Origin of the sequence: Aquimarina sp. MMG016 (genome assembly GCF_018100805.1) — a bacterium.
In the GTDB taxonomy this organism is placed as follows: domain Bacteria; phylum Bacteroidota; class Bacteroidia; order Flavobacteriales; family Flavobacteriaceae; genus Aquimarina.
This window is the reverse complement of the sequence record NZ_JAGJEA010000006.1, coordinates 142,224-163,299: the sequence shown is the minus strand read 5'-3', so window position 1 is coordinate 163,299 and position 21,076 is coordinate 142,224. Positions and strand designations below refer to the sequence as shown.

Sequence of the window (21,076 nt, the reverse complement as noted above, 5' to 3'; positions counted from 1 at the left end):
CAATTTGAAGAGGTTTTTACTTGTATTAACATGTTTTTACGGTAAAACCGTAAAATATTTGTAAGAATAATATTACTAAATTTGTTTAAATTTAAAAAAAATAAGTATTTTGAGGATTAAATTAGTTTTTTGACTGATTAACGCCCCAAAAACAAAGAGTATGAAATGGAATTTTTTGACAGTATTGGTATTGATGTTTTCCGGTTTCCTGGTTTTCTCACAAGATAATTTTTCTGATAATTATTTTCTACATAACAGTACCATAAAAGATACTTTGACTTTTAACAAAGCTATAAATCATTTACAAGAATTAGTTGTAGAAAATCAATACGATAGAGCAGAAAAATTGGTAAACAATCTTATTGAGTCAGGCGATAAGTTGAATTATCAAAGAGGGCTGGGTGATGTTTATTTACAAAAGGGTAGAATACTCAATCGTACTAATAGAATTGTTGAAGCAGAAAAAAATTATGAAATAGCAGAAAAGTATTATAAAGACATAAATGAGCTTAGAGGTTTAGCAATGTTGAACAATGATCGATTTATTATTGAAGAAAGCAAAGGAAATTTAGAAAAAAGTGCTGATCATCTTTTAGAGGCTAAAATGTACTATGAAAGATTAAATGACAGCTTAGCAGTGTCTGGTATGTACAATAATTTAGCAATGATTTATGCAGGGTTGAATAAAATAGAATCTGCAGAGGAATATTACCAAAAATCTATAACACTTAAAAAACAATTAGGAGCCACAGGAACAGGAGTTACTATGAATAATTTGGCTTTATTATATATTGAAAACAACAAATCTAAAAAAGCACATGATTTATTATTAGAATCTATAGAAATAAACAGAAAAGAGAATAACCTTAGAAATACTGCTCAATCCTATAGCATTATGGCCAAGGTTGCTTTGTATAATAAGAATTACGAAAAAGCTAAGAAATACTATGACACCACTTTATGTGTGGCGAGTCAAACTAATTTCGAAATCTTATCTGTTAATGCTAAACAACAGCTAGGACTAATTGCTATTGAATCAAAAAATTATAAAAAAGCAGAAGAATTACTAAAAATTACAAGAGAAAAGTTTTCTAGCTTGCAAGCGACACCTTTATTATTAAAAAATTATCAATTTTCTTTTAAATTAGACTCTGCTCGTGGAAATCTTCTAGGTGCTTTAACCTGGCAAAAGGAATACCAAAAACTTTCTGACCAAAGAAAATCGGAAGCATCTGCAAAAAAGATTGAAAGAGCAGAAGCACGATATAAAGCAGAATTGGAGCACTTGAGGTTAATAGATGAACAAGAAAAGAGAGAACAAGAAACAGAAGCTAAACTGCTTAGATATCGAGTTATTACCTATACAGCACTAGGAGTTATTCTGGTGATATTGACTTTTTTAGTTTTAATCATAAGAACAAGAAATGAGCGTAAAAGACTAATAAAACAATTGAACGAATCCAACCAAATCAAAAACAAGCTGTTTTCAATTATTTCGCACGACTTAAAAAATGAGATTCATGGATTGGATAGTAGTCTTAATCTCCTTAAAGAGAATGCATTGTCTGAAGAAGAATTTAGAGAGATTATTCCGTTATTAGCAAACAGAACACATCAGACGTCTATTTTATTAAATAACCTATTAAATTGGTCAAAATCTCAATTAAAAGAACTGAATGCAAAACCTACAAGTTTTGATATTAATGAAGTGATTTCTGATAAATTCACCTTTTTTGAAACCAAGGCAATTCAAAAAAACATACGATTAATTAATGAATTGAATCCAACTAATATTTATGCAGACAAAGCAATGTTTGGTATCGTTGCACAGAATTTAATTGCCAATGCAATAAAATTTTGTAATCCTGGTGATAGTATTGCGCTGGAATCTAATGAAAGAGATGATGGTTACGAAATATGTTTTAGAGATACAGGCGTTGGGATCGATCCTAACCACTTGGATAAACTTTTTGCAGAAGAAACCTTTACAACTGATGGTACACAAAATGAAACAGGAACCGGTCTAGGTCTTAGGATATGTAAGGAATTAGTGGAACTAAATAAAGGTAAAATACAAGTAGAAAGCAAGCCTGGAGAAGGAAGTACATTTTGTGTTTTCTTGCCCAAGGCTGCATGAGTTCTTAAAAAAAGTCTAAACAGTAGCTTTCTTATTTGTCCATTAGTGTTCTAAACTGATAGAAGAAGCGTTCTATAAGACGAAGGTCTTCAGTAATAATTTCTACCATACCTCTCATTTCTTGCTTAAAAGGGATTTCTTTGTTGTAAGAGGTAATTAACTTTTCAGGTAAAGCGACATCAATTAAATATAATCCATCTTTATCCGGAAAAAGGGAAATGTGTTTTACAACACCTTTTAATGTTCCGAACTCATTATCCGGAAAATTCTCTAGTTTTATGTTAGCTGTTTGACCAATTTTAATTTTTCCTGAGTTTTGAGAAGGAGCCTTGATTCTAGCAATATAAGAAGACTCTTCTACAGGTATGATTACAAAAACTACGTCACCTGCAGTTACTGATTGGTTTTTGGTTCTATAGTTCAAAAAAGAAACGCGACCTTCCATATCGGATTTCAGCACGTATTGTAGCTCCCAATCTTTGATGCTTTTCTTAAGCTGATCAAATGACTGAAGTACTCTTTTGCGAAGATTTATATCTTCTTTTTGTTTATTGATTTCAGTTCCTCTAGATGTTTTTGTTGCATTACTAATGTTTTCTTTTATCTGAGAAAGGGTAACATTATTATTTTCATAACTACTTTTGGCCTGTAAATACTCTAGTTCTTTGTTGTCAAATTCTTGCTGAGAAATACTTCCTTTTTCATAAAGTATCTTATGACGCTCAAAATCTTTCTTTTTGATCTTTAGTTCTGTACTTCTTAGGTTCTTTTGTGCCTTTGCGGTTTGATATCTGCGATTTAATTCAGAAATAGATACTTCATTGGCAATAGCTTCATTAAAAAAAGGTTTTAACTCTTTATTTAAGAGATACTCTGAATAACTATTTTCGAATAAGGCATAATCGGTCTCAATATCTCCTAAAAATAATAAAGGAATCTTTTCAATAGGAAAACTAAAAGACTTGCTATTTACAGGAATAGTATCTATAATTGATTTAAGAGAAAAAACATCAAGATAGTTAGCATTGTTTTCTAATATAGCCAGAGGTGTTGCTTTGGATACTATTTGTCCATCTTCAACAAGTATAGACTCTATTTTTCCGCTAACTCTGGCATACTCTTTTTGAGGAGGGATTTGTGTAGTGATCATAGCTTCTGCGGGGATAACATCCGGATACTTGACTAACCAGGAAAGAAATAGCAACATTAATACTAAAACTAATATTAGCACATTCCCCCAGCGAATCATCCAGTGTGGTACACGAGTTAATATTTCTTGGACCTCTTCACTTCTTAATTGTATATCGTCTAAATTATCCGGCATATTTTTATTACGAATTGAGATTTTTGATTTACGATATTCTATTATCAATAAAATCCTTAGATCGTACTTCTAAAATCGTATTTTGTTATTACTTTCCTAATTCAAGTTGGTTTTTAACTAAGTTAAAATAGTTTCCTTTCTTTTCAACTAATTCTTGATGATTTCCAACTTCTACAATTTCTCCTTGATCTAATACTACAATTTGATGAGCATTTTTTACTGTACTTAGTCGATGAGCTATAACCATTACCGTTTTATCCTTAAAGAACATGTCCAGATTCTCCATGATCTTCTTTTCATTATTAGCATCCAAGGCAGAAGTGGCTTCATCAAAGAATAAGAACTTAGGGTTTTTATACACAGCCCTAGCGATAAACAAGCGTTGTTTCTGTCCTGTGCTTAGTCCTACACCTTCCATACCAATTTTTGTATTATAGGATAGTGGTAAAGACTCAATAAATTCTTTAATATTTGCAACTTCAACAGCGTGAGCTAGTTTATTCTTGTCTACATAATCTTCTCCTACGGCAATATTATTGGCTATAGTATCATTGAATATATATCCTTCCTGCATCACTACCCCAAATTGATCTCTCCACGCTTTTTGGGATACATTTTGTAAATCATGTGTACCAATAAATATCTGCCCATTTTCAGGTTCATAAAATTTCAGTAAGAGTTTCATTAACGTAGTTTTTCCACTACCACTCACTCCAACTACTGCTGTAATTTTATTTGCAGGGATGTTAAGATCCAAATTTTCTAAAACCGGTTTGTCGGATCCTACATATCTAAAATTAAGCCCTTTTATCATAAAACCTGAGTTTTCAGGAATTTCTCTAATCTTTTCATCACCAGGATGTTCTTCATCTTCTTTATTATGAATCTCACCTAAACGTTCTAGTGAAATCTGTGCATCTTGTAACTCTCTTAAGAAATTAATAAGCTGTGTGATTGGAGCATTCAATTGACCAACAATAGCTGTAATTGCTAGCATCATACCTAAGGTAATATCGCCATCGATAACCAGTTTGGCGGATAATACGGTGATAAGAATATTTTTTAATTCATTAATGAATGAAGATCCTACACTTTGATATTGTTCAAGAGCCAGATTTTCAATTGATATTTTGAAAAGCTTGGCCTGAACAAATTCCCAATTCCATCGCTTTCTTTTTTCGGCATTATGGAGTTTTATTTCCTGCATGCCATTTACCAATTCAATTACTTTACTTTGCTCCTCGCTAATCTGAGAAAACCTTTTGTAATCTAGTTTCTTTCTCTTTTTGAAAAAGACAAGTATCCACGCAAAGTAGAAAACACTTCCTATGGCAAAAATTGTAAAAATTGGAACACTATAATATATTAGAACAAAGCTATAGACTATTAAATTAACCATAGAAAATAGCGTGTTCAATGAAGACATTGTTAATATCTGTTCTATACGTTTATGGTCATTAATACGTTGTAATAAATCTCCTGTCATTTTCACATCAAAGTAGGAGATAGGTAAATTCATTAATTTGATGAAAAAGTCAGAAATAAGCGAAATATTAATTCTAGTACTGAGATGAAGTAATATCCAACTTCTTAAAACATCAATCAGTGTTCGACCAATAAATAGTGAAAGCATAGCGATCAATACCAGATATACAAAGTCAATATCTTGATTCTCGATCCCTACATCTACAATGCTCTGTGTTAAGAAAGGAGTAATAAGTTGTAATAAACTACCTGCTGCAAGACCAAGGATTAATTGAAAAAGAAATGCTTTGTATTTAAAAACATATTTTGAAATAAACTTAAAGCCAAACTTTTCATCCTCTTCATCTAGATTATCACTGTAAAACTTTGGAGTAGGTTCTAGTAATAAGGCAACACCTTCTTCTGTATGTTCATCTGCATTGTTTCCAATCCAAGCTTTAATAAATTCATCTTTATTGTATGTTATTAACCCATGTGCAGGATCCGATACATAAATGGTCATATCTCCTTTTCGGGAGGTCTTTATCTTATATACAACCACATAGTGAACTTTATTCCAGTGAACAATACAGGGTAGGGGTACTTCTTGTAGTTTATTGAGAGAGAGTTTAACTCCCAGAGACCTGAATCCTATTTCTTCTACAGCATCACTAAGTCCTAACAGTGAGCTTCCCTCTCGGGTGGTTTCACTCAATGATCTTAGCTTTTGGGTATTTAAAATTTTTCCATAGTGCTTAGCTATAATCTTGATACAGGTAGGTCCACAATCTTTAGATTCAGCTTGTTTATAAAAAGGAAATTTTGGCATTCAGAGTTTTAATTTTGTGTAATAAGATCTTCTACAAAGAAAAGTAATTCTTTTCGATTATACTATACCTTAGATTTTGGTATAAAGAAACAAAAAAAGAGTGTTTTTTAAAAAACACTCTTTTGATAAAACTGTAGTCGAATTATTTGGGTTTCATCCCAAATTTTGGCTAACTCCTACTGAGCAATAGACCAGATTGTAAAACTTTTACCTGGTGCATAGATAGTAGTGTTTCCACTTCCATCGGTAACTGGAGTAGCTTTAGAATTATTAGCATAATCAGCCAGTCTTCTATTGTTCCAGTTTGTACTTACCTCATATTGCTTAGTATTACTACTTATATTCATATAAAGAATCAGACCTGGGTTACTGCCAGTACCATTTCTTCTCATGATATATTCATTTTCATTAGCAACTAAAACCTCTACATCTCCTGTAGCAATAGTATTATAGATAAGAATTAAATCCTTTAATTTTCCTTTAAAAGAATCATTTTCATAATCACTATAGAAAATAGTTGGATATCCGTCGTGTGTAAGGATATAAGAATAAGCTAATAACTTGTTAGCATAGCTAATTCTATTATCAGGATTCGGATCTTTTTCTGTATCATGATTAGCTGTAAAAGTAACTGCATTGTCAGGGTCTAACTTTCTTAGCATATTTCCAGCATCGCCTAGTGCTGTTAGATCTTTAGCTCTATCTAGTGTTTCATCTAACCTGTAGAAACATGCAAAATCGAAAGCCGGAGATCCCGAAGCATCTACCCAATCTTTAAGAACTTGCTCATTACCATCAAAATTTTCACCTACAGAGAAACCTCCAACTTTGTCATTCCAAGCTGTTACCCATTTAGGAGCAAAACTCTTTACATAATCAAAACGCCATCCATCAAAACCTAAAGATTTATAAAACTCTGCTACAGAATCATCACGTCCCCATAACCAATCTTGAACATATTGTTGATCATGGCATAAATCTGTTTTTTCAAAAAACAAGGCCTGCTCATCATTGTCATGGATATCATTTGGGTGGAAATGTTCATAAGAGCGGTTAAATTTACCAGAAGCATTACCATTATCTTCATTAAATAAAGAATAAACTTCAGTATCTCCTGGTCTGAAAGGATTCTCTTGAAGACCACCACCAGAATTATGACCCATTACAATATCAGCTACTACCTCAATATTTTTGCTATGAGATTTTTGAATCAAGCTTTCTAGTTCAGCTCTCGAGCCGAAACGAGTTTCAACACTTCCTTGTTGATCAAACTCGCCTACATCAAAATAATCTGAAGGGTCATATCCCATAGAAAAGCCTCCTGATTGACCTTTTCCTGGTGCTGGAAGCCATATTCTATTGACACCCGAAGCAGCCCAATCATCAATTTTACTACTTACTTCGTCATACCATGCACCACGAGGTTCTACATCCCAATAAAAGGCCTGCATCATTACACCAGCATCAGCTTTTCTAAACTGATTTAGGTCTAATTTTACATTTTGTATTACAACATCAACTCCTGTATTTGTAGTAGAATCATCATCTTCTACACAAGAGTATAAACCGAGAGCTAACCCTCCTAGGAGGATAGCTCTGGTTGATATATTTTTTATATTTTTCATCTCTATTTTTTAGTATTTACACTTGGTTATTTAACAATAAAAATGTAACGTCCATCTAAATCATTGAACCAGATGTCATAAGTACCAGCACTTACTGGGATTGCTGGTGGATCTCCGGCAGTTGTCGTTTCACCACTAATTGCAGTCGTTCCTCCCCAGTTACCTGGCCAGTCATTACTATGTCTAAACTTAAGAACACCATCAAATAAAGTAACATCCTGGATATACCATAAATGCTCGTCAAATGATGATTTTGTCATATCAGTATCATCACCACCCCATCCAGTATCATCTCCTGTTCTAGAAGAACCAATAATAGCAATAGTAGCATACGTTGGAGCAGAACTAGCATCAAAAGCAACAATAGAAAATGTATTATCTTCAATGTTAGCAGTAATTTCATAATAACCATCTGTTCCTACACTAAATGGATTAGGATCAGAGCCTGAACCATCATTTACTGATAAGGTACTACCATCATTAGTACCCCATTGTGGTTGCCATTGACCAATAACCTCTAAAAATTTAAAAGCATTACTTCCTCCAAGTAATCTACCGGTATACTTAAACTCATTAACGTTATTTGGATCTCTAACAAGAGGAGGGTTAGGGTGTGTACTAGCTGCAACACCATCATTTTCCCATCCTGGAGCAGTAGCATTACCCACCAAGAAAAGATCTTTTTGCGGTATTACAGCTGGATAAGGAGTTACTGTTAAAACCACAGCATTAGACTCAAAAGAAGACCCACCGTTAGTTCCAATAGAAGAAACCACACGAAGTTCTAAAGTACCTTCCGTATTATCCGCAAGACCGGTAGAAATTGCTAGACTATTTAACTCTTCAATGGTCCAGGAAAAAGAACGAGAACTAGTTTGAGCAGCAACGTTTGGTGTTGCAAATCCAGTACCGCCAACTCCAGCTTCTATAGTATATGTTATTGGAGTAAGAATATTATAAGAAGCATCATCCCATACCAAAGTATACGCAGGGAAATCTTTTAAATCTCTATCTAATGTTACTGCTGCATTTGCAGTTGTAATTGCCGGTCCTGTAGATTGAGTAGGCTCAATCATAAATGTAGGTTCATCGTCTTCTACACAAGCATTAAAGCTAATTACAGCTATAAATGCTAAAATTAAGTTTGATATCTTTTTCATGACTTATATAAATTAAATTTTAAATAATTTTTAGTATCCAGGGTTTTGCCCTAGGTTTTGGTTTGTTGATAAACTTTGTGTCGGAACAGGGAAAAGTTTAAAGTTATCTGAGATCGCAGTACCATTTTGTGGTCCTCCTTTATATGTCCAGTTATATGTTCCTCCGGTATATCGATCAAAACGAATAAGGTCTTGTCTTCTATGACTCTCCCAGTGTAGTTCTCTAGATCTTTCGTCAATTAAGAAATCAAGAGTTAAGTCACCTTCAGCAATGTTTGCAGAAGTATTACCAAATGCTCTTTCTCTAAGTTGATTTACATATCCTGTAGCTGTTGTAATATCTCCACCACCACCTCTTAGATGTGATTCTGCATACATTAAGTATACATCGGCTAATCTAAATAATGGGAAATCTGTATCTGTAAATAATGTATTAGATCCTGCGTCTCCAGTAGAGGTACGGTTCGTATATTTTGCGATTAAATACCCTTGAGAGTTGTCACCAATATTATCAATATCTATTGGTCTGTCAACTGGTGCATCAACACCATTACTATCTTGGGTTACCACAGTATTTCTACCATCATTTGCAAAAAGAGGGTCAGCAGTAAATAACTCTGCAAACTCTTTTCTTAATCTGTACAGACCACCAAATCCACCATCTTGAACACCTAAAGTTGCTCCAGTAGGTTCGAAATCGGTATTACCATTTACGGTACCTTGGATAAGAATGGTTGTTCCTCCAAAATTTTGAGTATTAACTCCGTCATTAACAATTGGGAATATAATTTCATTCTGTGCACCATTAGAATTATTATCTGCCATAAAATTGTACAAATAATTAGGAGCAAGAGAATAACCACCATTAATCAATTCACTACACACGCTTAGACAATCAGCATACCTTCCTTGTCCGGTACCTAAATATACTTCTGCATTAAGGTAGATCTTTGCTAAAATCATTTTAGCCACTCCTTTATCTACTCTAGCATATTCTGAAGCAGAACCTGCATTAATATCTATAAGTGCAGCGTCTACAGCTAGTAATTCACTTTCAATAAAAGCAAACATCTCAGGTCTTAACATTTCAGGCCCTTGTATAAATCCAACAGGATCATTTTCTGTCAATTTTGGTGCTCTACCGAACATGTCCATTAAATGATAATATGCTAGAGCTCTTAATACTCTAGCTTCTGCTCTGAAAGTGGCTATCTCAGCTCTTAAATCAGGACTTACACCTCTTTCATTTAACTTGTCATCGGTGGTTTGACGTAAGAATTCATTGGCTAATGCTACTTGGAAAGTTGCTCTAGCAAAAACTCCTAAAATCAAAACATTATTAGCACCCCAAGAATTTCTTTGCATTCCACGAAGTCCGGGGTCATTTTCAAAAGTCCATATTACTTCATCAGTAGATAAATTCTGTAAGTTAAAAAGTCCTCTCATATATTGACCTGTACCTGCGTCAAGTCCAGAAATATTTGAGGTTCCGGCACCATTTAGTCCTACTAAAGATAAATTTGCATAAACTCCTGCAATCGCACGTTTATAAGCATCAGGACCACTAAATAGATCATCTGATGTGGTTATATCATCGTCTTCCAGCTCTACATCTAAATCTCCTTCACAAGAGGTAAATATACCTATGAACAGAAATGCGTATAAAAATATTTTATTTAGTTTCATTTCTTATGTTTTTAATATTTATAATTTATTCCAAATAACAAAGTACGTCCTCTTGGGAATATTGTGTTGTCTATACCATTATTGGCAATTTCAGGATCTAGACCTGAGTAGTCAGTGATTACAAAAGCATTTTGAACACCACCCCATAGTCTTAGACTAGATACACCCTTCATAACATCTCTTAGCGTATATCCTAGAGTAATATTATCCATTCTTAAGAAAGAAGCGTCCTCTACATAAAAATCAGAAAGAATTACGTCTGGAGTATTTACAAAATTAGTTTCTAAAGCAGATGTCGGGATGTTATTTAATACTGTTCTAAAAACATTCCCTGATTGTGCATTAGAAGAAGCAACATTATTATAAATCTCGTTTCCTAAACTGGCTCTAAGACTAAAGCTAAAGTCAAAATTTTTGTAATTCAAATTTGATTGAAGTCCCATAGTGATATCTGCAGTTCCATTACCAGAGATATATCTGTCATTAGCATTAATTACTCCATCACCATTAAGATCTGCGTATGCTCCTTCTATTGGGTTACCATTAGCATCATAAATCTGAGCACGAGTAAAGAATGAATTAGGTGCTTCTCCTTCTCTTTGAACCTGGATATTGTTACCGGTTCCACCACTAATACCTCCAGTTAAAATATCTTGTCCAAAAGCAAGTGTTTCAATTTCTCTATCAATAAATGTTGTATTATAACTTAAATTCCAGTTTGCATCATCAGTATTGATAATATCAGCGCTAATAGAAAACTCTATTCCTTCTGTTACAAATTTACCAATATTTTGGAAACCTGAGTTAGAGAAGTTAGCACCATCTGCAATAGGTGCCTGTGATAAAAGATCATCAGATTCTTTTCTAAACACATCTACAGCTCCAGTAATACGATCATTAAAGAAACCGTAATCTAAACCAACATTGTATTCAGAAATTTTTTCCCACTCTATACCTTCATTTCTAAATTGAGGCTGTGCAATATTTATTACTTCTCCACCAAGGATATACTGTGAATTAGAATTACCTGTACCATATCTAGCTATGTAATCGAAAGCTGCAGAAATATCTTGCTGACCTGTGATACCATATCCTAATCTAAGTTTTAAATTACTCAATGTAGATGAATTCTTTAAGAACCCTTCCTCACTTATTTGCCATCCAAAAGATACAGCTGGAAAATAACCCCATCTATTGTCTGGTCCAAATCTTGAAGAACCATCTCGACGTATAGAACCTGATAGGAAATATCTGTCATTAAGTTTAAAATTGGTTCTTAAGAAATAAGCCAATAATACTGCGTCTCCAGCAATAGTTTCATCTGGTTCATTATCGGTTGGATTTCTTTGATCAAATGTTTCAAATTTTTCTAGTTCCAGTTTCTGATAAGAATAACCACCAGTAGCTTCAATATCAAAAGAACCTAATGTTTTGTTATATACTAAATAAGCATCCAAAAGTTTATTAGAAACCTCTAAGTCAGTATCTGATTTGGAACCGTTAAATTCTCCTTCAGAAGCATTAAATCCAGTTGCACTATTAATGTCTGTTTCTGAAGTTCGCTTGGTTAATGAGTTATCAACACCTAAGTTCAGCACTGCTCTTAGATCAGGAAAGAAATGTAATTTATAATCAAACTTTATATTACCATAGTATCTTCTTACGTTAGCAATATCTCTGGTTTGTTGTAATTGAGCAACTGGGTTTCTCTGTACGTTGTTCTGTGCAAATCCATTAGCATTTAAATACTCAAAATAACCTCCATAAGGAGAAGAAGGATCAAATACAGGTTGAGTAGGGTTAAATGTTAATGCAGCTCCTTCAACACCAGGTGCAAATCTATTTTTTTCAAAATTCAAGTTACCATTTAAGTCAATCTTAAGATGACCATTAAAAAGTCTTGGGTTTAAAGAAAGTGAAGTAGATGTTCTCTCGAATTTAGAAGTTAATCTTAATCCTTCTTGATCAGATCTTCCAATCGCTAAACGAGCAGGTAAAACATCACCTAATAAAGATCCGCTAATGGATAAGTTATGATCTGCGGAAAATGCATCTCTATATATTTCATCCTGCCAATCTGTACTAGCATTTCCTAACAAATCTACTCTGTCCGGGAAATTGGTAGTTATATAATCACGGTAGTCATCTGCAGAAAAAACATCAATAGTTTGAGGTAATCTGTTTACAGTTGTTTTAGAATCAAGTGATATTTGTAGTTTCTTCCTACCTTTTTTAGTTGTAATAATAATTACCCCATTTGCACCACGGTTACCATAAATAGCGGCAGAAGATGCATCCTTAAGAATAGAAAATGATTCAATATCATTTGGGTTAATAGCAGAAAGAACAGATCTTGAACCATTTGATAGATCACGTGGATCATACAATGGTAACCCATCCACTACAATTAAAGGGTCGTTAGATGCATTTAATGATGCACCACCTCTAATTCTAATTTCAGAGTTTGCAGCAGGACCACCACCAGTATTAATATTAACACCTGCAACTCGACCAGTAACTAGGTTTTCTGCGGTAACATTATTACCTGTGTTAAAATTGTCTGATGTTACTAGTGCTACAGATCCTGTTAAATCTTTTTTACGAGAAGTACCATATCCAATTAGTACCACTTGCTCTAATTGAGCCGTGTCTTCTTCTAAGACTACATTTAATGAGGATTGACCTGAATAAGTGAATTCTTGTGCAATAAATCCAACATAGGAGAATACAAGTATATCTCCATTGTTTACATTATTCACAGAATAAATTCCATCAAAATCCGTTGTAGTTCCGTTTGTTGTTCCCTTAACAATGATATTTACACCGGGAATCGGTTGTCCGTTTCCAGCATCAGTCACTGTACCAGTTACAGTGGACTGCGCAAAAAAGCTCATTGGTATCAACCACAACAAAAACAATGCGCTTTTAGTAAATGTTTTCATATAAAATTTATTAGTTTTTAATTGTTTTTAGCCTTATATTTTCACTTTCTGGATACCAATGTATGTAAATTCTATGTTAAATTTGAAATACGGTGTAGCCGTAACCTTACGAAAACGTTTGCGTGTGAATAACTTTTAAAATTTCGTTAAAATTTTAGGTATAAATATAGGTTTATGACATATTTTCGCCGCGGAATTTAGTTAGTTGGCAAAAAAATCAAAAAAACACCATATTCGAAGAATACTGATTATATTGCGATTGCAGAAGTTTTTTAAGATAAATTTCATAAAAAAAATCAAAAAATTAATAAGAAATAAATGAGACAAAAAGTTACGTTAAAACAAATAGCTAAAGAACTGGATGTTTCTATTTCTACAGTGTCAAAAGCATTAAAGGATAGTGTAGAGATAAGTTTGGATACTCGACAAAAAGTAAAAGCTTTCGCTAAACTGTATAATTACAAGCCTAATAATATTGCTTTAAGTCTTAAGAATAAAAAAACTAAAACTATAGGGGTAATTATTCCTGAAATTGTTCATCATTTTTTTACTACTGTAATAGGTGGAGTAGAGAAAGTGGCTAATGAAAAGGGTTATAATGTGATCATTTGCTCATCTAATAACTCTTTTGATAAGGAGGTGATTAACCTGGAAATGCTGGCCAGCGGAAGTGCGGATGGATTTATTTTATCAGTTGCAAAAGAGACTCAACTTAAAAAAGACTATCACCATATAGAGGAAACTATGAGTCAAGGGATGCCAGTGGTCCTTTTTGATAGGATTATAGATGAAATTGTTTGTGATAAAGTAATTATTGATGATGCTAAAGGGGCACAAACAGCAACGAACCATCTTCTTACATTGGGTTGTAAAAAAATTGCGATTCTTACTACAGTCGATTACATCAGTGTTGGTAAACTTAGGACAAATGGTTACTTAAGAGCTTTGAGGGCGTATGATGTACCTGAGAATGAAGGCTATATCCTTAAAATCGAAGATATAGATAATTGTGAGTCTGAAATATCAGAATTTCTAAAAGATAAAGACGTGGATGCTGTTTTTGCAGTAAATGAATTATTTGCAGTTACCGCTACCAAAGTTTTAAAAGAACACGGTAAAATTGTACCGGATGATGTTTCTGTAATAGGTTTTACAGATGGAATTCTTTCTAAACACTTCATTCCTTCATTAACTACCATAAGTCAACATGGTGAGGAAATGGGTGTTAGAGCTGCAAAACTGCTTATAGATAAGTTAGAAGGGGATGATAGTGTAACAGAAGAATATAAGACAGTTATTATAGATACAAGCCTAATTCAGAGACAATCTACCAAAAAAAAGGAAGTTTAGTTTAAACTATTTAAAAAATATATAATATATTTGACGCCTATCAGAACTTATATTTTCACTTTCTACTAAAATAAGTTTTGATAAGTTTAAACGCTTATCACGTAATAAAACACAAATATTTACTTGATGAACAAGCGTAAATTAGGTTTCTGGGAAATCTGGAATATGAGTTTCGGTTTCTTAGGAATACAATTTGGATTTGCCTTACAGGGTGGATTCATGTCTAGAATATTTCAAACTTTAGGTGCAGATAAAGATGCTATTCCATTGCTGTGGATAGCTGCTCCTCTAACGGGGTTATTGGTTCAACCTATTATAGGTTATCTAAGTGACAGGACTTGGAGCCCTAAGTGGGGTCGTAGAAGACCATACTTTTTAATTGGAGCAGTTTTAAGTTCAATTGCTTTATTTTTGGTGCCTCATTCACCTGTACTATGGGTAGCTGCTGGGTTTTTATGGATTCTAGATGCTTCTATCAATATTTCTATGGAGCCTTTTAGGGCTTTGGTTGCAGATAAGTTGCCTGAGTCTCAGCGTTCTTACGGTTTTGTTACTCAGACACTTATTATTGGTATTGGAACGTGGGTAGCTAGTAATTTACCTTGGATGGTTTCACAAATGGGTGTTAGTGATTCTGCTCCTACAGGAGTTGTTCCAATGTCAGTAAAGATAGCCTTTGGAATTGGTGCAATAGTTTTTCTTGGAAGTATTCTTTATACAGTTTTTACAACATCTGAATATCCTCCAGAGGATATGGAGGAGTTCGAAAGAGAAAAAAAGAAGAAAAACCAATTCATTTCTGATATTGTGAATAATATTGGGAGTATGCCGTTAACGATGAAAAAATTGGGATTAATCCAGTTTTTTTCATGGTTTGCATTTTTTACTATGTGGAGTTTAGCTAACCCTGCACTTACAGAGCATGTTTTTAATACACCGGTACCTGTTGAATCTTCATTTGATATGAATGTTCCAGAGTCTGCCGCAGCATTTAAAGAAGCAAGTACCGCTTTTCAGAAATCATCTAATGATGTTGGTAGATATATGGGTACATATGGTTTATCATCGATGGCGTTTGCATTAATTTTAACTTTTTACACTTCCAGAAAAAGAATAAATAGAAAATTAGTACATCTTGGATCACTTGTTTTAGGAGGGATTGGTTTTATATCCATGTATTTTATTCCTTCGCCGGAATGGTTAATCCTTTCATTTACATTGGTTGGTTTTGCTTGGGGTAGTATATTATCTATGCCATATGCGATGTTATCTAGTTCTGTAGATCCTAAGAAAATGGGAGTTATAATGGGTATATTCAATATGTTTATTGTTATACCTCAGATTATTGCAGCAGTTGGAGGTGTTAATTTTGCCTATAAGCTAATTGGCGAAGAAACTATTAATGCGATGATCATAGCCGGAATAAGTTTAATCATAGCAGGTCTTTGTAATTTATGGATTACTAATAAAGACGCAATAACCTATAATCCAAAAGAAAATTAGATAGATGAAGAAAGGATTTATATTTGATCTTGACGGTGTAATTGTTGATACAGCAAAATATCACTTTTTAGCTTGGCAAAATTTAGCCAATAGCTTAGGTATTTCTTTTTCTGAAGAACAAAATGAACAACTAAAAGGAGTTAGCCGAGTACGATCTTTAGAAAAAATTTTAGAATGGGGTAACAAAACCATTTCAGAAGAAGAGTTTACCAGATTGATGACGGAAAAGAATGTTGAGTATCTACAGTATATTGATAAAATGGATACTACAGAAATTCTCCCAGATGTTCCAAGAGTGTTGGAGTATTTGATTGACAATCAACAATTGATAGCTTTAGGGTCTGCAAGTAAGAATGCAAGAGTGATTCTTGAAAAAGTTAAACTTAGTAAGAAATTTCATACTATAGTAGATGGTAATGACGTTTCTAAAGCAAAGCCGGATCCAGAGGTATTCCTAATAGGAGCGGAAAAATTAGATTTAGCCCCCGGAAATTGTATAGTTTTTGAAGACTCTGTTGCAGGGGTTCAAGCGGCAAATATTGCGAATATGGTGAGTATTGGTATAGGTGATGCTCAAGTGTTACATGAGGCAGATTATGTGTTTGATGATTTCACACAGATCACAGAAGAATTTATAAGTAATTTAATTAAGGCTTAACTATTAAAATGGATGAGCTATGTTTTAATCAATAGCTCAAAATGAAAGTTTAATGGCTCTCTGAAAAAAATCAGAACCATTTGTATTGATAACTAAAATGTATAAAAAAGAAACAGATAGATGAACCAGGATTATATTAAACCAGATAACTGGTCGATTATTGAAGAAGGATTTGATGCAGAAAGGGTTAAATCCTCAGAAAGCTTATTTAGTATTGGTAATGGAGCGATGGGACAGCGTGCTAACTTTGAAGAGGCGTATACTGGACCTACATTCCAAGGAAGCTATATAGCAGGAGTTTATTATCCCGATAAGACCAGAGTAGGTTGGTGGAAAAACGGATATCCTGAATATTTTGCAAAAGTACTAAATGCTCCTAATTGGATTGGTATTAATGTAGAAGTGAATGGAGAAAAATTAGACCTTAACCGATGTAGATCTGTGTCCGATTTTAGAAGAGAGTTAAACATGAAAGAAGGTTGGTATCAACGTTCTTTTAAAGCTGTTTTGATTAATAAAACTGAAGTATCAGTTAAATCGACTCGCTTCTTAAGTCTGGATTTAGACGAGGTGGGAGCAATTAAATATGAAGTTACTCCGTTAAGCGAAGATGCTGTAATTAAGTTTACACCATATCTCGATGCTGGTATTACTAATGAAGATAGTAACTGGGATGATAAGTTCTGGGATACTTATGAGGTGGCTCATAAAGGTAATTCAGCTCATATTTCTTCAAAAACAATGAAGACAGAATTCCATGCGTGTACAGGAATGCTGAACCAGATTTTCTTAGATGAAAAATTACAAGATACTTATCCAGAAGTAGAGACAAATAAAACTTTTGTAGGGTTAACGTATCAAATAGATGTTCCAAAAGGAAAAGTCGCAAGTGTTATTAAATATGGTGGATATACTGTTTCTTTAAATCATAAAGAAGAAGATTTAGCATCCGCAAGTGCAGCTGTACTAAAGCAAGCTTCAGAATCTGGTTTTGACGCTTTGCTTGATTTACAGAAGCAAGCTTGGTCAAAGATATGGGAGATGGCTGACATTATTATTGATGGTGATGTAAAAGCACAACAAGGTATTCGTTTTAATATTTTCCAATTAAACCAAACTTATTTAGGGAAAGATGCCAGGTTGAATATAGGTCCTAAAGGGTTTACAGGAGAAAAGTATGGAGGAAGTACATACTGGGATACCGAAGCCTATTGTATTCCATTCTATATGGCTACCAAGGATCAATTGGTTGCTCGTAATTTATTGACTTATCGTTATCATCACTTAGAGAGAGCTATTGAGAATGCAGAAAAGCTTGGTTTCACTAACGGAGCAGCATTATACCCAATGGTAACCATGAATGGTGAAGAATGTCATAATGAGTGGGAAATTACTTTTGAAGAGATTCACCGTAATGGAGCCATGACTTTTGCTATTTATAACTATGTTAGATATACTGGAGATTACAGTTACGTACCTGAAAAGGGACTAGAAGTAATGATTGCTATTGCTCGTTTCTGGCATCAGAGAGCTACATTCTCTACTGACAAAGATAAATATGTGATCCTGGGTGTTACAGGTCCTAATGAATATGAAAACAATATCAATAATAACTGGTATACTAACTATTTAGCTAAATGGTGTATAGAATATTGTGTTGAAAATATTAATAAAGTAAAAGCTGAATACCAGACTGATTATAGCAGAATAATTGAAAAAACTGATCTTGGTCAGGCTGAAATTGACGCTATGATGAAAGTTGCAGAAAAAATGTATTTCCCTTATTCAGAAAAACATCAAGTATACTTACAACAAGATGGTTTCTTAGATAAGGAATTGATTACTGTAGCTGATTTGGATAAATCTCAAAGACCAATTAATCAAAAATGGAGTTGGGATAGAATTTTAAGATCGCCATATATTAAGCAGGCAGATACACTTCAAGGGTTTTATATGTTTGAAGATCAGTTTTCTAAAGAAGAGTTGAAGCGTCATTTTGATTTTTATGAGCCGTTTACGGTTCATGAGTCGTCTCTTTCTCCTTGTGTTCATAGTATCCAGGCAGCGGCATTGGATCAAATGGATCAGGCATATACATTCTATCTTAGGACTTCCAGGCTGGATCTTGATGATTATAATAAGGAAGTAGAAGAAGGCTTACATATTACAAGCATGGCTGGAACCTGGATGAGTATTGTAGAAGGTTTTGGAGGATTAAGGATTAAGAATGATAAGTTATCATTTACACCTAAGATTCCAAAGGAATGGAAAGGTTATACTTTTAATGTGAATTTTAGAAACCAGATACTTAAAGTGAAAGTTTCTCAAGAAGGGACATCATTTAATCTAGAAGGAGATCAGGAATTAGTCATCTATGTTGATGGTAAAGAGTTTACAATTTCTCCAAATAGTTTAATCAATATTTAAAAATTGTATTGATGAAAATAAAAATACCCCAAAGGCTTTGTTTTTGGGGTATTTGTTTCTATAACAATCACACAAACTTTGTTTTGAAATTAAAAACTTACAAGATGAAAAACAGATTAGCCATTCTATTTTTACTATGCGTTGTTTCAACAATTCAGGCACAGGTAGAAAAAATAGAACCTCCTTTTTGGTGGAGTGGCATGAAAGGCGAAACACTTCAGTTGATGTGTTACGGAAAAAATATCTCTAAATATAATGTTGATATTGAAGGTGTTACTATTACTGATATCACCAAGACTGAAAATTCTAATTACTTATTTGTAACTATTGAAGCTAAAGATATTTCTGTAGGAAAGGTTTCTATAGATTTTAAGGAAAGCGATAAGGTAGTGTTTTCACAGGCATACGAGTTCAAAGCTAGAAGAGAAAATTCAGCGGAACGCAAAGGTTTTGATAGTAGCGATGTAATGTATTTGATTATGCCAGATCGATTTGCCAATGGGAATCCTAAAAATGATTCAAATTCGGATACTGTGGAGAAAGCAGACCGTTCTAATCCTGGAGGGCGCCATGGCGGAGATCTGCAAGGAGTGATTGATCATTTGGATTACTTAAAAGATTTAGGAGCTACAGCACTATGGAGCACACCTTTACTAGAAGATAATGAACCGGTATATTCATACCATACCTATGCGCAGAGTGATTTGTATAAGATTGATCCACGTTATGGAACTAATGAAGATTATAAACGTTTGGCTTCAGAAATGCATAAGTTGGATATGAAATTAATTATGGATTATGTTACCAACCATTGGGGTTCAAAGCATTGGATGATTAAGGATTTACCAACTACAGATTGGATTCACCAATGGCCTGAAGGTTTCAGACGTAGTAATTATCGTATGACCACGCAATTCGACAGTAATGCTTCTAAGATTGATGCTAAAGGATGTATGGATGGATGGTTCGATACTACTATGCCAGATATGAACCAAAGCAATCCTTTGCTATTAAATTATATTACACAAAATGCAATCTGGTGGATAGAATATGCTGATTTGGATGGTTTTAGAGTAGATACCTATTCTTATAATGATAAAGAAGGAATAGCAAAATGGACTAAAGCTATTATGAATGAATATCCTAACTTTAATATTGTAGGGGAAGTTTGGATGCACGATCAGGCGCAGATGGCTTATTGGCAAAAGGATAGTAAAATAGGAGCTTTAGATAATTATAATTCCGGTTTACCATCCGTTATGGATTTCACACTTCATGATGCTATTATGATCATGTTTAATGAGGATGAAAATGCCTGGGACAAGGGTATGATTAGGGCATACGAGAATTTTACAAATGATTTCTTATATCCTGACATCAATAATATTCTGTTGTTTGCAGGTAATCACGATACTAATCGAATCAATGAGATTTATCAAAGCGATATTAATAAGTATAAAATGGCAATGACATTAATCTTCACAACTCGTGGTATCCCTCAGATATATTATGGTGATGAAATAGGTATGTTAGGTAATCGTGATAAAAAAGGTGATGGTGATATACGTAGAGACTTTCCTGGTGGATGGTCGGGAGATGTTCAAAGTGCCTTTGTGTCATCAAAAGAAAAGAAAGGAAGAACTAATGATCAAGAGGCATATCATGCTTTTACTAAAAAAGTGCTAAACTGGAGAAAAGACGCAGAAGTTATTCATAAAGGCAAACTAATGCAGTTTATTCCGTTTGATAATGTATATGTATACTTTAGGTATAATGAAGAAAAAACTGTGATGGTAATCATCAATAACAGTTCAAAAAATCAAGAAATAGATATCACTCGTTTTAAAGAAGGTTTGAAAGATTTTAAAATGGGTACAGATATCATAACAGATTCTAATATTGATGTTACCGAAAACTTTAAAGTTCAGGCTAAAACACCAATGATAATAGAACTGAAATAATATACAACCA

At 33.7% G+C, this 21,076-nt stretch carries 12 protein-coding genes; 6 read left to right on the top strand and 6 right to left on the bottom strand.

Going from position 1 to position 21,076, the window contains the following annotated elements; translation table 11 throughout:
* Window positions 1–160: 160 nt before the first annotated feature.
* Window positions 161–2,137: an ATP-binding protein gene (locus J8M14_RS13615; protein WP_211075349.1), complete on the top strand. Its 1,977-nt coding sequence runs from the start codon at window positions 161–163 to the stop codon at window positions 2,135–2,137.
* A gap of 31 nt (window positions 2,138–2,168) precedes the next feature.
* Here the strand turns inward: J8M14_RS13615 and J8M14_RS13610 are convergent, their stop codons facing one another.
* The 6 genes from J8M14_RS13610 to J8M14_RS13585 all read right to left on the bottom strand — a co-directional run bounded on the left by J8M14_RS13610 (window position 2,169) and on the right by J8M14_RS13585 (window position 13,167).
* Window positions 2,169–3,461: an HlyD family efflux transporter periplasmic adaptor subunit gene (locus tag J8M14_RS13610; protein WP_211075342.1), complete on the bottom strand. Its 1,293-nt coding sequence runs from the start codon at window positions 3,459–3,461 to the stop codon at window positions 2,169–2,171.
* Window positions 3,462–3,549: 88 nt separating this feature from the next.
* Window positions 3,550–5,754, bottom strand: a complete 2,205-nt coding sequence (locus tag J8M14_RS13605; protein WP_211075335.1) for a peptidase domain-containing ABC transporter — start codon at window positions 5,752–5,754, stop codon at window positions 3,550–3,552.
* A gap of 176 nt (window positions 5,755–5,930) precedes the next feature.
* On the bottom strand, window positions 5,931–7,379 hold the full coding sequence (locus J8M14_RS13600) for an alpha-amylase (RefSeq protein WP_211075334.1): 1,449 nt from the start codon (window positions 7,377–7,379) through the stop codon (window positions 5,931–5,933).
* A gap of 26 nt (window positions 7,380–7,405) precedes the next feature.
* A complete protein-coding gene (locus J8M14_RS13595; RefSeq protein WP_211075333.1) occupies window positions 7,406–8,539 on the bottom strand; it encodes a SusE domain-containing protein in 1,134 nt (377 codons plus the stop codon).
* Between the two features lie 30 nt (window positions 8,540–8,569).
* The gene (locus tag J8M14_RS13590; RefSeq protein ID WP_211075322.1) at window positions 8,570–10,225 is read right to left on the bottom strand and encodes a RagB/SusD family nutrient uptake outer membrane protein; all 1,656 of its coding nucleotides are present in this window, start codon (window positions 10,223–10,225) and stop codon (window positions 8,570–8,572) included.
* Window positions 10,226–10,236: 11 nt separating this feature from the next.
* Complete coding sequence (locus J8M14_RS13585) at window positions 10,237–13,167, bottom strand: SusC/RagA family TonB-linked outer membrane protein (RefSeq protein WP_211075321.1); 2,931 nt, start codon at window positions 13,165–13,167, stop codon at window positions 10,237–10,239.
* 318 nt (window positions 13,168–13,485) lie between these two features.
* Between J8M14_RS13585 and J8M14_RS13580 the strand changes: the two genes are divergently transcribed.
* The 5 genes from J8M14_RS13580 (at window position 13,486) to J8M14_RS13560 (ending at window position 21,066) form a co-directional block, all read left to right on the top strand.
* Window positions 13,486–14,517, top strand: a complete 1,032-nt coding sequence (locus J8M14_RS13580; RefSeq protein ID WP_211075317.1) for a LacI family DNA-binding transcriptional regulator — start codon at window positions 13,486–13,488, stop codon at window positions 14,515–14,517.
* A 126-nt stretch (window positions 14,518–14,643) separates the two neighbouring features.
* Window positions 14,644–16,020 carry an MFS transporter gene (locus J8M14_RS13575; protein WP_211075315.1) on the top strand — a complete coding sequence of 459 codons (1,377 nt, stop codon included), beginning with the start codon at window positions 14,644–14,646 and terminating at the stop codon, window positions 16,018–16,020.
* Between the two features lie 4 nt (window positions 16,021–16,024).
* On the top strand, window positions 16,025–16,678 hold the full coding sequence (gene pgmB / locus J8M14_RS13570) for a beta-phosphoglucomutase (RefSeq protein ID WP_211075314.1): 654 nt from the start codon (window positions 16,025–16,027) through the stop codon (window positions 16,676–16,678).
* Window positions 16,679–16,798: 120 nt separating this feature from the next.
* Window positions 16,799–19,105 carry a glycoside hydrolase family 65 protein gene (locus tag J8M14_RS13565; protein WP_211075312.1) on the top strand — a complete coding sequence of 769 codons (2,307 nt, stop codon included), beginning with the start codon at window positions 16,799–16,801 and terminating at the stop codon, window positions 19,103–19,105.
* Between the two features lie 104 nt (window positions 19,106–19,209).
* A complete protein-coding gene (locus J8M14_RS13560) occupies window positions 19,210–21,066 on the top strand; it encodes a glycoside hydrolase family 13 protein (RefSeq protein ID WP_211075310.1) in 1,857 nt (618 codons plus the stop codon).
* Window positions 21,067–21,076: the final 10 nt, after the last annotated feature.

Coding starts and splice junctions, on each gene's coding strand:
- J8M14_RS13615 (WP_211075349.1), top strand. CDS start 161: ATGAAATGGAATTTTTTGACAGTATTGGTATTGATGTTTTCCGGTTTC.
- J8M14_RS13610 (WP_211075342.1), bottom strand. CDS start 3,461: ATGCCGGATAATTTAGACGATATACAATTAAGAAGTGAAGAGGTCCAA.
- J8M14_RS13605 (WP_211075335.1), bottom strand. CDS start 5,754: ATGCCAAAATTTCCTTTTTATAAACAAGCTGAATCTAAAGATTGTGGA.
- J8M14_RS13600 (WP_211075334.1), bottom strand. CDS start 7,379: ATGAAAAATATAAAAAATATATCAACCAGAGCTATCCTCCTAGGAGGG.
- J8M14_RS13595 (WP_211075333.1), bottom strand. CDS start 8,539: ATGAAAAAGATATCAAACTTAATTTTAGCATTTATAGCTGTAATTAGC.
- J8M14_RS13590 (WP_211075322.1), bottom strand. CDS start 10,225: ATGAAACTAAATAAAATATTTTTATACGCATTTCTGTTCATAGGTATA.
- J8M14_RS13585 (WP_211075321.1), bottom strand. CDS start 13,167: ATGAAAACATTTACTAAAAGCGCATTGTTTTTGTTGTGGTTGATACCA.
- J8M14_RS13580 (WP_211075317.1), top strand. CDS start 13,486: ATGAGACAAAAAGTTACGTTAAAACAAATAGCTAAAGAACTGGATGTT.
- J8M14_RS13575 (WP_211075315.1), top strand. CDS start 14,644: ATGAACAAGCGTAAATTAGGTTTCTGGGAAATCTGGAATATGAGTTTC.
- pgmB (WP_211075314.1), top strand. CDS start 16,025: ATGAAGAAAGGATTTATATTTGATCTTGACGGTGTAATTGTTGATACA.
- J8M14_RS13565 (WP_211075312.1), top strand. CDS start 16,799: ATGAACCAGGATTATATTAAACCAGATAACTGGTCGATTATTGAAGAA.
- J8M14_RS13560 (WP_211075310.1), top strand. CDS start 19,210: ATGAAAAACAGATTAGCCATTCTATTTTTACTATGCGTTGTTTCAACA.